The sequence below is a fragment of the Dysgonomonas sp. UBA7630 genome, assembly GCF_002483985.1.
Taxonomy (GTDB): Bacteria; Bacteroidota; Bacteroidia; order Bacteroidales; family Dysgonomonadaceae; genus Dysgonomonas.
On the sequence record NZ_DLIY01000028.1, the window covers coordinates 45,227 to 57,979 of the forward strand.

The following is a 12,753-nucleotide window of genomic DNA, read 5'->3' on the forward strand; positions in this document are numbered from 1 at the left end:
TAATTTAACTATAAGCTCTTAGCCTCATTAGCATTTCGTCGAAATCTACTTCGTGAGCATTAAACTCGGGACCATCAACACATACAAATTTAGTTTTTCCTCCTACCGATACACGGCAAGCACCGCACATGCCCGTGCCGTCTACCATAATGGTATTTAATGAAGCCATTGTAGGAATATTGTATTTCTGAGTCAGTAAAGAAACGAATTTCATCATAATAGCAGGGCCTATGGTTACACATAAGTCTACTTTTTCACGATTAATTACCATCTCAACACCATTTGTAATCAATCCTTTGTGTCCGTACGAACCATCATCGGTCATAACTATTACTTCGTCCGAGTATTCGGATACTTGTTTTTCGAGGATCACAAGATCTTTGGTACGTGCAGCCAAGACAGAAATAACCTTATTCCCGGCTCTTTTCATCGCTTCTATAATTGGAAGCATCGGCGCAATACCTACCCCACCTCCGGCACAGATAACTGTTCCGTAGTTTTCGATATGGGTTGCTTGTCCTAGCGGGCCAACAATATCGGTTATATAATCGCCCACATTCAGTTCGCAAATCTTTTTTGAAGAGGCTCCTACAGCCTGAATAACAATAGTGATAGTTCCTTTGTTAAGGTCAGATGCTGCAATGGTTAAAGGTATACGCTCGCCTTTCTCGCCAACACGTACAATGACAAAGTGGCCGGCCTTACGGCTTTTAGCGATAAGAGGTGCTTCAACCTCAAACTTAACTACGTTTTCAGAGAAATACTCTTTGTCTACAATTTTGTTCATTAAAACATTAGTTTAATCCAGTATAAAGATAATACAGCTATTACAAACCAAAGAAGAATGCCTAGAAGAAAGGTGTTTACGCCTGTTTTTTTTACTTCTTCCAGATTAATAGAGGCTCCGATAAAGAATAAAGAAATCATCATTCCTTTTTTTCCAAGCCAACTAAGGTGTTCGTTTGTTTCTGTCATTCCCGGGATATAGTTTCCTATAATGATAGCAACAACAAACAGAAATATAAACCAAGGGATTGTTATTTTCGAGGTTTTATTTTTATTGAAGAACGCAATACATAGCGCAAGTGGTATAATCCAGAGTGTACGCGTTAGTTTTACGGTGGTACCCACTTGCAGGGCCTGTTCTCCGTATGCCGAACATGCTCCTACTACCGAGCTGGTGTCGTGTATAGCTATTGCAGCCCAATATCCGAAATGGATCTGATCCATTTGAAGCAGATGCCCGATAGCCGGGAAAATAAATAACCCTACAGCATTTAATACGAAAACAACAGCAAGTGAAAAGCTTATCTCATTGTTTTTTGCACCCAAAACCGGAGCTACGGCAGCAATGGCACTTCCTCCACAAATAGCTGTTCCGCTGGATATAAGTAATGTTGTGTTTTTTCCTACTTTGAGTAATAATCCGAGTCCGATACCTGCCAAAACTGTTATCACAACAGAGCCCACAGTGATCATAAATCCTGTTTTTCCTGTTTGGATAACCTCATGCATCGACATGGAAAAACCCATGCAAACAATAGATGCTTGCAGTAGATATTTTGTTAGCTTTCCTGTTTTAACTACTTCTTCCCCTTTATAAAAAAAAGCGAGTATTATACCGAGAAATAAAGCCAACGGTGCTGAGAAGAACGGGAAGAAACAGCAGATTGGTACGATATAATATAATTTGCTCAGAAATTTTTGCACGATTGTCTATGCCTCCAATATTTTTAATGCTTTGTTTTCGCATTCGGTCATATATTCTCTTTCTCCGGGCCCCTTGTCGTTGATCCCACACAGATGTAGTATTCCGTGTATTATAATACGGTTAAGCTCTTCGTCGTAATTCGTTCCGAACGTTTCAGAGTTGCTTTTTACTGTATCCACACTGATGAAGATATCCCCCGATATTATATCATTTTCAGTATAGTCGAATGTAATAATATCAGTATAATAGTCGTGTTGCAAATACTGGTTATTTACTTCAAGTATTTTTTTGTCGGAGCAAAAAATAAATGAAATATCTCCAATCTGTTTACCATAAGATGTGGCAACCAGTTTTATCCAGTCTGTAGTTTTACGTTTCTTTATAGACGGAAGTTTTACTTCCTCTGCTTGATAGAGTATAGACATGGTAACTGTATGATAGTTTTATGTATAGCGATTTATTAAAAAATGCTATTAAAAATAGAATTTTAATAACTGCGCGATAAAGGTACAAAAATACAATGTACATTTACTGTATTCCATACTAAAATATATGAATTTGTTTTCGTTAAATGTTTTTTACTGTCTGTTTGCTGTGTAAATATATGATTCGATTGAAAATCGCGTTTTTATAAATAAGGTTCCATTTATGCATAACTTACTCAAAACTTTTATATGAGAAAATGTCTTTTTCTAGTCTTATTGACCTTTATCAGTAGCCATCTTTTTGCACAAACTTTAATTCAAGGAACAGTCATCGATAAAGATAGTAGCAAACCTATAGCGGATGTGATAGTGCAGTATGGAGCTACTTCGAGAGACTATATCAATACAGATAATAAAGGAAGATATGCTATTCCGACTGTAAGCGAGGATGTTATTCATTTCCAATGTATTGGTTATAAAGTGAAATCTGTTGCTAAAAGTTCACTTTTGATAAACCCTGTTGTTCGGATGGAGTTGAATCCTGTATATCTTAACCCGATTGTTATTAGCCCCGGAGATGCAGATGCTTTGTTGGATGAAGCAATGCAAAACACGAAGAAGAAACTTTTGCTCGATCTTCATCTGGGATATTTGTTGCACTTTCAGCAGACAAAAAAATCGGATACATTGCAGAACGAAATATATATGAAGTATGCAACGACACTGAAAGAGAAAGATCTGAAGAAAAATATGAAAAGGGAGAGAGTCCCTTATATGCTCAATATTATTGATATAAGGCGTGTGCAACGAACAGTGACTCCTACTTCGGAATTGTACGGGGCAGAATATCATGCTTCACATCTATTCACCTTTGGCAAAAGCGAGAATAACGAAACTACGCGTTCTTTTACATCTGATAGTTCATATATCGTTTTGCAGATAGAACCTCTTCAAGGCAAGGATGGTTGGGCAAGAGGTGAGATACTTATTAATAAAGATGATATGACTATTGCTTCTATGGAGATAGAGTCTATCGATTCTGTTTTGGCTAGTCAGCCGTATAAGCGGTATATGGGAAACCGAGTTAAAATAAAGAGAAAGGTGGGTCGTTTCTCTTTCAAAAAAGTAGGAGATAAGTATTATATGTCTGATTGCTATACTTACTATCGTTTTCAGACCCTAGACGAATTTGGCAAGGAGGATGAGATCACTTACTTTTGTGATGTTGAGTTTAAAGGTGTCATAGAAAAAAAGCAGATGCGAAATCGGCGTTTGTCCGGTTTCTGTCAAGAGTTGTTTTATTTTCCCGACTCTACCACCCGTGAATTCTGGGATGAAAATTTTGCTCAAGACTTGGAAACGTATTATCAAGGATCAGGTATAGCTCCAACAAGACAGGTGCCAATGAGTAAAAAAATATTTAATGTGATTAAGTTTGTTGTTCCTGCCGTGGCAATAGCTCTTTTGGTAAAATGATATGAATAGCCTGAAGTTGAAGAATGGTTGGAATTTTATAAATTATCAAAAATAGGTGATCAAATCACGCCTTACTTTGTTACATAAATAAGTTAATACACAAAAAATAGATAATATGGAAAATCATGAATGTGACTTATTGAATGAAAAGCAAATACAGGAGTTAAAAGCTCTGAAACGCAAAAATAGGAGGCGAAATGCATTCTGGCTCTTGATGGGATTGCAGGTTGGTTCGCTTGTCGTATCTTATTATTTAGGACGTTCGCATAAATAATAAATTGATTATCGAACTAAACTAGAAATGCACCTTTTATGAAAAAAAAGGTTTATCGAATTAGTTTGTCGCTTCTCTTTTCTCTCTCTTTATTGCTTTCTTTATCATTATCATGCGTTCCAGCTCTTGTAATAAAGAACTGTCCTTAACTCTGATTAGCATCCACTTACCATCATGTAGCTGAGGTGTTTGATCGAATATCGTTGTGAAGATATTGCTAAAGGACTCCCTGTACGCATTAAACGTTATAACTTCTTTCTTACCATATATAAGGATTACTGAGAATGCATCTTTTTCGGGAACTATAGATACGAGTGTTTTGCCATTCTTGCGGTAGCGAATAATTACCCCATAATTTTTCCCTCCAAAAGAAATCTCTTGTTCGAGGTTATAGTTTTCATTCAGAAAATCAAGTAACGAATCAAAGGCTTGCACTGCTTCTTTCTGTGCAATAAACTCTCTTATCTCATCCATATTGGGCAATGGATATTCCCTATAAATTCGTTCAGGTAATGGTGTATTCATAAACATCTTATTTCTGATAGTTGTAAAGATAACTATTTTTCGTTGAATTTTGGTTTTCTGCTTATAATTAAATGTACGACAAGACATAAACTTACAAAAAAGGCTCCTGTAAATACAACGCCATTCCATCCATAAGCTCCCCAAGCCTTACCACCTACGAATGTACCGATAGAACCTCCGATGAAATAAGAGACCATATATACTGTATTCAAACGATTGGCAGCTTCTGGCTGGGATGATAGTACAATTGTTTGATTGGTGACATGCATTGCTTGCAGCCCCATATCTAAAAGAATAATGCCCACAATGATTCCTATGTAAGTACTATCGGCCATACCAAACACTCCCCACGAAACGATCATAATGAAGGTCGCTATGGCTATAAGCTTGTTTTTGTTTACTTTGCCCGATGCTTGTCCTACAAGGGTAGCCGCCAGTGCACCTGCTATACCGAACAGACCTAAAGATCCGGCAACATCGCTTCCCTGAAAGTAGGGGGCCTCCTGAAGCCTGAAAGTGAGGGTAGTCCAAAATGCAGAGAAAGAGGCAAACCCCAAAGCTCCTCTTAATGAAGCTAATTGTAAGCTCGGGATGCTTCTTGCATATCGTACAACAGATCCCATCAGTTGTCCGTAAGTGCCCTTAAAGGTTGGTTGCATATTTGGTAACATCCATGCAATGAGTACAGCAAGTATAATCATGAGTCCTGCAGCAATGAGGAATACATTCCGCCAGCCGAGATATTCTCCTACAACACCGCTAAAAACACGTGACCCTAAAATACCGATCAGCAATCCACTCATAACGATACCTACATTTCGTCCCTTCTCTTCGGGACGGGATAATTGGGCTGCTATGGGCACAAATATCTGAGGAACAACAGATGTAAGCCCGATACAAAAGCTTGCTGCGAGCATGACTATTAAGGACTTACTTAAAGCGAAAACGACTAATGAAAGGATTATGAAAAAGAAATCGATGAGGATAATCTTTTTTCGCCTAAACATGTCACCGAGTGGGATTATAAGTAATAATCCGGCAGCATATCCCATCTGGGTAAACATTGCGACCTTACTTGTTGCTGACTCAGATTCACCCAGTTCTTTGGCTATAACGCCCAGTAAGGGCTGATTGTAGTAATTGTTGGCTACTACAAGGCCTGCACCTATTGCCATCAGCCAAAGGATGCTTTTTGATAAAAACAATTCGTTTTCTTTTTCTGGCATTGTTGTCAAATTTACTTTTATTCAGCTTAAAGCCTTTTATCGTTTTTACACCTTAGTCGTAGACTTTATGGTGATTTATTTAAAATATTGTGAAATGCTTAAGTTTCATCTAAAGAGATTCTTATTGTCAAAAAAGTGACAAAAGTGACACTTTATTTACTGTTTTTAATTGTTACCTTTTTTCTGTTTCTAGTTTTATCAAAGACTAAAAACAATGTATAACATTCGCTATTGCTTTCTACTTAATAGATAATTTTATACTTATAAGATACTCTTTTTATGGGCTCGGTTTCGCCGGTTTTGGAGAACCGGCAGAACTAAAAAACATTTCTCAATGAAGTGAAATCTTTTATAAGAAAAGATATATTCTTATTTTGAGATTACAAACAGAAGTCTGTCTACAAGACTATTCTTATTATCTCTACTAAGAATCCTTGTATTATATAACTATCCAAGTTATATGTACGAATGAATAATATGAAGCCTACAAATGTATACCTACATTAATCGATAAAACGCTTTGTAATATCACCGAATGCATCTATACGTCTGTCTCGGAAGAATGGCCACCAACGTCGTACCTGTTCAGAACGCTTCATATCTATTTCTACTATTTGTACTTCTTCTTTGTCGTTGGATGCCTGCCAGATAATTTCGCCTTGAGGGCCTGCAACAAAGCTGTTTCCCCAGAAAGTGATTCCATTCGTTTGCCCCGATGGGTCGAGTTCGTATCCTGTGCGGTTCACAGATACAACGTGCAGTCCGTTAGCTACAGCATGTCCTCGCTGAGAGATCACCCAAGCTCCAAGCTGGCGGCTTTTCTCATCTTCGGTATCGGTCGATTCCCAACCTATAGCTGTAGGGTAAATAAGAATATCAGCCCCAGCCATTGCCATCAGGCGTGCAGCTTCGGGGTACCACTGATCCCAACAAACCAAAACCCCCAGTTTACCCAATGATGTTTCGATGGGCTTAAAGCCAAGATCTCCGGGAGTGAAATAAAACTTTTCGTAATAAGCAGGATCGTCAGGAATATGCATCTTGCGGTATTTACCTGCAATAGTTCCGTCTTTTTCTATTACTACAGCTGTATTGTGATACAGTCCGGGAGCACGACGTTCGAATAGGGAAAGTACAATGACAACCTCTAACTCTTTAGCCAAAGCTCCGAAGTCGTCGGTAGACGGTCCGGGTATTGTCTCGGCTAGATCAAAAATATTTGTATCCTCTACTTGACAGAAATAAAGCGAATTGTGCAGCTCTTGCAAAACAATAAGTTGTGCACCTTCGTTTGCTGCCTTACGGATTTTATCTTTTAGTCCTGCTATATTTTTCTGTATATCAGGAGTATTTGCCTGTTGTATGATTCCTATTTTCATAATCCTCTAATCTGGTAATTTAATCGTATTGGGAGACATTTGTATATGTTTCTCAAACTCGTCAATCCTTAACTGAATGTCATCCAGAAACTCTTGCGTGCATCCGCCCTTTTTAGCATCCAGATAATATTGTTTAAGTAAAGGTAAAAATAATATGTCGTTTCCCGAAAATACCATCGCCGGAACATCGTTTTTTATACACCTTAATAATAATGCTTTTTGATCTTTCATAAACGCTTGGGTATTATACAAAATTATCGGGATATTGCATCGTTATGCAGTGCAACGAACCATGTTGACGTATCAATGAAGAACAATCTATTCCTATGATTTCTCTTGTAGGAAAAGCAATTTCTAATTTTTCTTTGGCCTCTGTATCTCTTTCCTGATCGTTGTAGAATGGAAGTAGTACAACGTCGTTCATTATAAGGAAATTGGCGTAAGTCGCCGGAAGCCTTTCATTGTCTTCGTCGTATACGGCTTTTGCCATAGGCAGCGAGATTAACTTATATGGATTGCCTAGATAATCGGTGAAGGTTTTTAATTGTTCCTCCATCTTGGCAAGAGCCTCATAGTGTTCATCTTTTTTATCTTCACATTTTACATATACAATTGTGTGTTCGTCACAATAACGAGCCAATGTATCTATATGGCTGTCAGTGTCATCTCCGCTTAGGTAACCATGATCTAACCATAATATCTTATTTAGCCCGAAGGCTTCTTTTAGATATTTTTCTATTTCATCTTTCGACATGAAAGAGTTTCTGTTTGCAGAAAGCAAGCATTCGGATGTAGTCAAAAGTGTGCCTTTTCCGTCCGATTCCAATGCTCCTCCTTCGAGGGCAAAATCTTTCTTGTTGAGTAGCTCTACATCACTTTTAAATATATCGTTTTTGAACAAGCCTCTGCTTATTTGATTGTCGTAGTTCGATGCAAACTTTAATCCCCACCCATTGAATGTGAAATCATACACCTGTTTTTTCCCATTATTGATAACAGATATCCCGCTGTGATCACGTGCCCAAGTATCATTGGTTGGCAATTCTACCAATGTGAGGTTTGGAAATAAGTCTTTATGCTCTTTCAACTCATACTTCACGGTTTCTGCATTGTGACACACAACAATTAATTTTTGCCTTTTCAGTATTTCTACTGCTATATTCACATAGCATGCAGTAACTTCTTCGAGCATATAATCCCAATCGGTGTCGGGATGAGGCCATGTTAACTGTATTGCACTTTGCGGATACCATTCGGGTGGAAAAAATATATGATTCATTATCAACGGTCTTTTTATTGTTTGTTTGCTACACAAAAGTACAAAATTATTACTTCAATACACCTCCTGTTAATATCCGCCCCGAATTGATTGTCTGTCTTCGGGCAGAGAAGAAAAGTTCGGGATGAGAATAAGTGCATAAGTTCGCAACCTCTATATTCTTGTTGTCGATGCCGGCTTCAATTAACAGTAATTTATTTGCCAATTCAAGATTTATGTGCATTTTTCCGCTCTCAGTATTGCGATATGCTATATCAGTGATGGTAAATCCTGTCTGAATAAAAGCATCCACAACTTCACCTCCTACTTCAAAGTGTTTCTGTGAGATGCAAGGGCCTATTCCTGCCCCTAGATTTTGAGGTTTGCTGCCGAAATGCTCTGTCATCTTTTCTATTGTTTTGTCTGCGATTCGGGCTACAGTGCCTTTCCATCCGGCATGTATTGCAGCAAGCACATGTTGTACAGGATCAAATATAAGAATGGGTACACAATCGGCAGTCGTGACTCCTATGCAAATATCTTTCTGATTGGTGATTAAAGCATCAATTCCATTCAGTGATTTTGCTTTTTCCAAATCACTCTTGTTCAGAAAGTCATTATCAATGATTCGTATCTGATCGTTATGAGTCTGATAGGGGATATATAGGTTTTCTATGGATACATTTATTTCATCAGCAAGAAGCTCCTGATTTTCACTGACACAATCTGCATCATCTCCCGAATAGGGGCTCAGATTTAGAGAAGCGTATGCTCCCGTGCTAATTCCTCCCTCAATGGTAGTTGTGAAAACAGATACGCTCTTTGTAGGAAAAGAGGGAAATGTTAGTAGATTCAGTCTGTTACTTCGAATTGTATCCATATTCCTAATTTTAAGAAATGCCCTCGATCTCTGTTGATAAAGGGCATTTGCTTTTCTTATTTATTTTCTTCTTCAGTATCTTCTCCGTAATAAAAATCCGGATCGAAATCCTCATCCTCTTCCTCATCCCAGTCTTCTTCTTCATAGTCATCTTCCGGGATAGATTCGTCATCATCATCGAATTCCACAACTTTTATGTCGAGGTTTCGATGGGTGATGCTTTCAAACGATTTTTTGTATTCGCCGTCTGCATTTAGTTCACGCCATAGCATATCTTTTAGGGCTGTAATATTATACCCTGTAATGGATGAAATAAATATATGCGGTATTTCGGGTAGATCAGCTTCCAAAGCTTCCATTAGTTCATCGTCGAGCATATCAGCTTTCGAGATCGCTAATATTCTTCGCTTATCTAACAATTCGGGATTGTACTGAGCCAATTCATTCAATAAAACTCTGTATTCTTGATGGATATCGTCAGCATCGGCAGGTACCATAAACAGTAAAAGCGAATTACGCTCAATATGTCGTAGGAAACGCAATCCGAGTCCTTTCCCTTCGCTTGCACCTTCTATAATACCCGGTATGTCAGCCATTACAAATGATTTGTAATCACGATAACTCACGATACCGATTTTAGGTTCAAGGGTAGTAAACGGATAATTTGCTATTTTGGGTTTTGCTGCACTAACTACCGATAGAAGTGTTGATTTTCCTGCATTCGGAAAACCTACAAGCCCTACATCGGCAAGAACTTTTAGTTCCAGTATGACTCTGCGCTCTTGAAATGGTTCGCCGGGCTGTGCATAGCGGGGAGCCTGATTTGTTGAGGTTTTGAAGTGGTTGTTTCCTTTTCCCCCTCTTCCTCCTTTCAATAGAACAACTTCTTTTCCGTCTTCAGTAACGTCGCAAAGATATTCTCCTGTTTCGGCATCATAGGCTACTGTTCCGCAAGGAACATCTATGATTTTAGAATCACCACTTTTACCTGTACTCAATCTGCCCGATCCACTTTCTCCATGTCCTGCAAGGATATGTCGTTGATATTTCAGGTGGAGCAATGTCCACATGTTTCGGTTAGCTCGGAGAATAATATCACCTCCGTCACCTCCGTCACCTCCGTCAGGGCCACCTTTCGGTATATACTTTTCCCTGCGGAAATGGGTTGAACCTCTACCACCTTTACCCGACCGGCAGTATATCTTGACGTAATCTATGAAATTTGATTCTGCCATATTTTTATTTATTCTATTTAGATAACAAAGGAAGTTATAATACCGTTCACGGTTTATAACTTCCCTGTATATATAAATAATTCAATTATTTAACTTTGTCCACGGCCTCGGCTATAAGATCAAATATCTGATCTATGGTGCCAACTCCTTTTATTGTGGCCAATTTCCCCGAATTCATATAATGATCTTTCAGTGGGGAAGTTTGATTTTTATATACATCAAGGCGGGATTTTATAGTCTCCAGATTATCATCTGAGCGTCCCGATTGTTGTCCGCGCTTAATAAGTCTGTCTATCAGTTCCGGCTCTTCTACATCGAGATTGATAACGATAGAAATTTCTTCTCCGCGTTCTTTTAATATTTTTTCAAGAGCTTCGCCCTGAGCGATTGTTCTTGGAAAACCATCGAATATAACGCCTGCTTTATCTTTTTTACTATCCAAAACATTTGCCAGCATCCCGATAACTACATCATCCGGTACAAGCTGACCTTTAGAGATATATTCTTCGGCCAATTTGCCAAGTTCAGTTCCATTTTTTATCTCTCCACGTAGCACATCTCCTGTCGAAATGTGAGCGAGATTATATCTTGTGATGAGATTTTCACTTTGAGTTCCTTTTCCTGAGCCCGGAGCTCCAAAAATTATAATATTCAGCATACTGTTAGAATTACGAGTTACAAGTTACGGGTTGCAAACAGCAAGGCGTAAATCGTAAATATTATTGTTAAGAGTTTTTTATTTTGTATATGTCAGCAAGATTGCGGCCATAACCATCATAATCGAGTCCGTATCCAACGATAAAGTCGCTAGGGATTTCTAATGCCACATAGTCTAGCTGTACTTTATGCTTTAGGGCATCAGGTTTAAGAAGGAGTGTAGTTACAAGTATTTCTTTCGGACTATCGCATGCCAACTGTTCGAGCATCAAAGACATCGTATAGCCTGTGTCTACTATATCTTCAACAATAACTATTGTACGGTCGGTAATATCTTCTTCAAGTCCATATATTTCTTTCAATTTACCTGACGATGACGTACCTTGATAAGATGACATTTTCACGAAAGATACTTCGCTTGGAACAGTAACACGCTTCATCAGTTCCGAAGCGTACATAAAAGAACCATTCAGAACACAGATAAATAAAGGATCCTTACCTGCTAAATCTTTGTTCAGTTTTTCTGCGATATCATCTATTGCTTTTTCAATTACCTCCTGTGTCAGAAATAGTTCGAATTCTTTATCTTTGATTTTTACTGTCTTCATAGAAGCTCTTCTCCTTAAATATTTTATTAAAGTGCAAAAGTAGTACATTTAGCTTAAAAATACATAATGAATTATGTTTTTTAATAAATAGAAATGAATAATTGGGGAGAAAATTAAAAAAGGTATTCTCAATGAATACCTTTTTATATATAAAGAACTTTTACTGATTATTGAGGCGCGCCGTACACTTCTTCACATGGCTGTACTATTACCCAACCTTCTCCTTCAAACATCATCTGGAAGCTTTCGCCGCTACCACGTCCGATGAATGTTTTGAGGGATATATCTGTTTTTATAGTTGGAGTCAGATTGCCCGACCATGCAACAGTAGCGTTAGGGTCCGTAAATATCGGTTGTCCCGGTTTCACCAACAGTGTCATAGGTTTACCGTGAGTAGTAATAGCCACGTGTCCTGTTCCCGCCAGACGTACTTGAAACAGTCCGCCACCCATAATGCCGGCAATGCTTTTCATCATTTTTACATCAGACTGTATAGAATTTTCATGAGCAAGGATGTCATTCCCATTTACATTGATAGCTTCGTTCTCAAGATATAAGATTCTTACTCTTTTTTCGAAATCTGCAGCATATACACGTCCGGTTCCTGAAGTTCTCATCATGGTGGTTCCTTCTCCCGACATTGTTTTCTTTAGTAAGTTTCCGATACCTTTGCTCAGCATGCCTTCCCTTTCAAACTTTATGTTTCCTGTATAGGCTACCATTGCTCCTTTTTTTAACATCACCGTTTGGTTATTGATGTTAAGCTCAAGTATATGAGTGCTTTCCAGTTGGAAGAAGTCGTTTTTTGATTCTTCTTGTGCAGTTTCTTCGATGAAAGATCTAATAGAATATTTGTTCATACACGTAAAGTTGTTGATAATGATTAATAAAAATTGACTATAATTCAGCAAAAGTAATAAAAAATAAGCTGTAAATAAAGAAGATCAGCTTTTATAGCCTGATTCGGGTAATCTCTGACATATTTAAACAGAGTGAAACATTTCATCTCATTGAGATTATTTGTTTCACTCTGTATATCATAAAAACCGGATTGTCTCTTGACAGTTCTTCTTTATGTTTGGTGGCAGAACCTTATTTT

Annotated in this window: 15 protein-coding genes; 2 read left to right on the forward strand and 13 right to left on the reverse strand. The window is 38.1% G+C overall.

What is annotated here, in order from left to right; genetic code table 11:
* Positions 1–4 precede the first annotated feature (4 nt).
* Genes B3P17_RS12310 through ybeY form a run of 3 tightly spaced genes read right to left on the reverse strand, consistent with a single transcriptional unit; the run spans position 5 to position 2,136 of the window.
* Entirely contained in the window at positions 5–787 is a 783-nt protein-coding gene (locus tag B3P17_RS12310; protein WP_252638471.1) for a sulfide/dihydroorotate dehydrogenase-like FAD/NAD-binding protein, read from the reverse strand.
* Positions 787–1,710 (reverse strand): YeiH family protein, encoded by a 924-nt coding sequence (locus tag B3P17_RS12315; RefSeq protein ID WP_252638472.1) that lies wholly within the window; start codon positions 1,708–1,710, stop codon positions 787–789. Before B3P17_RS12315 ends, B3P17_RS12310 begins: the two co-directional genes overlap by 1 nt.
* Before the next feature lie 6 nt (positions 1,711–1,716).
* Complete coding sequence (gene ybeY / locus B3P17_RS12320; RefSeq protein WP_252638473.1) at positions 1,717–2,136, reverse strand: rRNA maturation RNase YbeY; 420 nt, start codon at positions 2,134–2,136, stop codon at positions 1,717–1,719.
* A gap of 249 nt (positions 2,137–2,385) precedes the next feature.
* On the opposite strand from ybeY, the gene B3P17_RS12325 reads away from it, so the two are divergent.
* Both B3P17_RS12325 and B3P17_RS12330 read left to right on the forward strand, forming a co-directional pair.
* Positions 2,386–3,612: a carboxypeptidase-like regulatory domain-containing protein gene (locus tag B3P17_RS12325; RefSeq protein WP_252638474.1), complete on the forward strand. Its 1,227-nt coding sequence runs from the start codon at positions 2,386–2,388 to the stop codon at positions 3,610–3,612.
* Positions 3,613–3,727: 115 nt separating this feature from the next.
* Positions 3,728–3,886: a hypothetical protein gene (locus tag B3P17_RS12330; protein ID WP_006842008.1), complete on the forward strand. Its 159-nt coding sequence runs from the start codon at positions 3,728–3,730 to the stop codon at positions 3,884–3,886.
* A 60-nt stretch (positions 3,887–3,946) separates the two neighbouring features.
* Here the strand turns inward: B3P17_RS12330 and B3P17_RS12335 are convergent, their stop codons facing one another.
* The 10 genes from B3P17_RS12335 to B3P17_RS12380 form a co-directional block, all read right to left on the reverse strand.
* Positions 3,947–4,411, reverse strand: coding sequence for a DUF3788 family protein (locus B3P17_RS12335; RefSeq protein WP_252638475.1), 465 nt, complete (start codon positions 4,409–4,411; stop codon positions 3,947–3,949).
* Positions 4,412–4,443: 32 nt separating this feature from the next.
* Entirely contained in the window at positions 4,444–5,637 is a 1,194-nt protein-coding gene (locus B3P17_RS12340) for an MFS transporter (RefSeq protein WP_252638476.1), read from the reverse strand.
* A 503-nt stretch (positions 5,638–6,140) separates the two neighbouring features.
* Positions 6,141–7,016, reverse strand: a complete 876-nt coding sequence (locus tag B3P17_RS12345; protein WP_252638477.1) for a carbon-nitrogen hydrolase — start codon at positions 7,014–7,016, stop codon at positions 6,141–6,143.
* A 6-nt stretch (positions 7,017–7,022) separates the two neighbouring features.
* Positions 7,023–7,247 carry a hypothetical protein gene (locus B3P17_RS12350; RefSeq protein WP_006842014.1) on the reverse strand — a complete coding sequence of 75 codons (225 nt, stop codon included), beginning with the start codon at positions 7,245–7,247 and terminating at the stop codon, positions 7,023–7,025.
* Positions 7,248–7,260: 13 nt separating this feature from the next.
* Positions 7,261–8,295, reverse strand: a complete 1,035-nt coding sequence (locus B3P17_RS12355) for an agmatine deiminase family protein (RefSeq protein WP_252638478.1) — start codon at positions 8,293–8,295, stop codon at positions 7,261–7,263.
* A gap of 49 nt (positions 8,296–8,344) precedes the next feature.
* Positions 8,345–9,154, reverse strand: coding sequence for a peptidoglycan editing factor PgeF (pgeF, locus tag B3P17_RS12360; RefSeq protein WP_252638479.1), 810 nt, complete (start codon positions 9,152–9,154; stop codon positions 8,345–8,347).
* 56 nt (positions 9,155–9,210) lie between these two features.
* Positions 9,211–10,389, reverse strand: coding sequence for a GTPase ObgE (gene obgE, locus B3P17_RS12365; RefSeq protein ID WP_252638480.1), 1,179 nt, complete (start codon positions 10,387–10,389; stop codon positions 9,211–9,213).
* Between the two features lie 85 nt (positions 10,390–10,474).
* Positions 10,475–11,047 (reverse strand): adenylate kinase, encoded by a 573-nt coding sequence (locus B3P17_RS12370; RefSeq protein ID WP_252638481.1) that lies wholly within the window; start codon positions 11,045–11,047, stop codon positions 10,475–10,477.
* Positions 11,048–11,114: 67 nt separating this feature from the next.
* Positions 11,115–11,654: a hypoxanthine phosphoribosyltransferase gene (hpt, locus tag B3P17_RS12375; RefSeq protein WP_006842019.1), complete on the reverse strand. Its 540-nt coding sequence runs from the start codon at positions 11,652–11,654 to the stop codon at positions 11,115–11,117.
* A 167-nt stretch (positions 11,655–11,821) separates the two neighbouring features.
* Entirely contained in the window at positions 11,822–12,514 is a 693-nt protein-coding gene (locus B3P17_RS12380) for an AIM24 family protein (RefSeq protein ID WP_252638482.1), read from the reverse strand.
* Between the last annotated feature and the right edge of the window lie 239 nt (positions 12,515–12,753).

What these genes read in the sequence shown, in the direction of transcription:
- B3P17_RS12325 (WP_252638474.1), top strand. Translation starts at nt 2,386, where the DNA reads ATGAGAAAATGTCTTTTTCTAGTCTTATTGACCTTTATCAGTAGCCAT.
- hpt (WP_006842019.1), bottom strand. Translation starts at nt 11,654, where the DNA reads ATGAAGACAGTAAAAATCAAAGATAAAGAATTCGAACTATTTCTGACA.
- B3P17_RS12370 (WP_252638481.1), bottom strand. Translation starts at nt 11,047, where the DNA reads ATGCTGAATATTATAATTTTTGGAGCTCCGGGCTCAGGAAAAGGAACT.
- B3P17_RS12345 (WP_252638477.1), bottom strand. Translation starts at nt 7,016, where the DNA reads ATGAAAATAGGAATCATACAACAGGCAAATACTCCTGATATACAGAAA.
- B3P17_RS12340 (WP_252638476.1), bottom strand. Translation starts at nt 5,637, where the DNA reads ATGCCAGAAAAAGAAAACGAATTGTTTTTATCAAAAAGCATCCTTTGG.
- obgE (WP_252638480.1), bottom strand. Translation starts at nt 10,389, where the DNA reads ATGGCAGAATCAAATTTCATAGATTACGTCAAGATATACTGCCGGTCG.
- B3P17_RS12355 (WP_252638478.1), bottom strand. Translation starts at nt 8,295, where the DNA reads ATGAATCATATATTTTTTCCACCCGAATGGTATCCGCAAAGTGCAATA.
- B3P17_RS12350 (WP_006842014.1), bottom strand. Translation starts at nt 7,247, where the DNA reads ATGAAAGATCAAAAAGCATTATTATTAAGGTGTATAAAAAACGATGTT.
- B3P17_RS12335 (WP_252638475.1), bottom strand. Translation starts at nt 4,411, where the DNA reads ATGAATACACCATTACCTGAACGAATTTATAGGGAATATCCATTGCCC.
- ybeY (WP_252638473.1), bottom strand. Translation starts at nt 2,136, where the DNA reads ATGTCTATACTCTATCAAGCAGAGGAAGTAAAACTTCCGTCTATAAAG.
- B3P17_RS12310 (WP_252638471.1), bottom strand. Translation starts at nt 787, where the DNA reads ATGAACAAAATTGTAGACAAAGAGTATTTCTCTGAAAACGTAGTTAAG.
- B3P17_RS12380 (WP_252638482.1), bottom strand. Translation starts at nt 12,514, where the DNA reads ATGAACAAATATTCTATTAGATCTTTCATCGAAGAAACTGCACAAGAA.
- B3P17_RS12330 (WP_006842008.1), top strand. Translation starts at nt 3,728, where the DNA reads ATGGAAAATCATGAATGTGACTTATTGAATGAAAAGCAAATACAGGAG.
- pgeF (WP_252638479.1), bottom strand. Translation starts at nt 9,154, where the DNA reads ATGGATACAATTCGAAGTAACAGACTGAATCTACTAACATTTCCCTCT.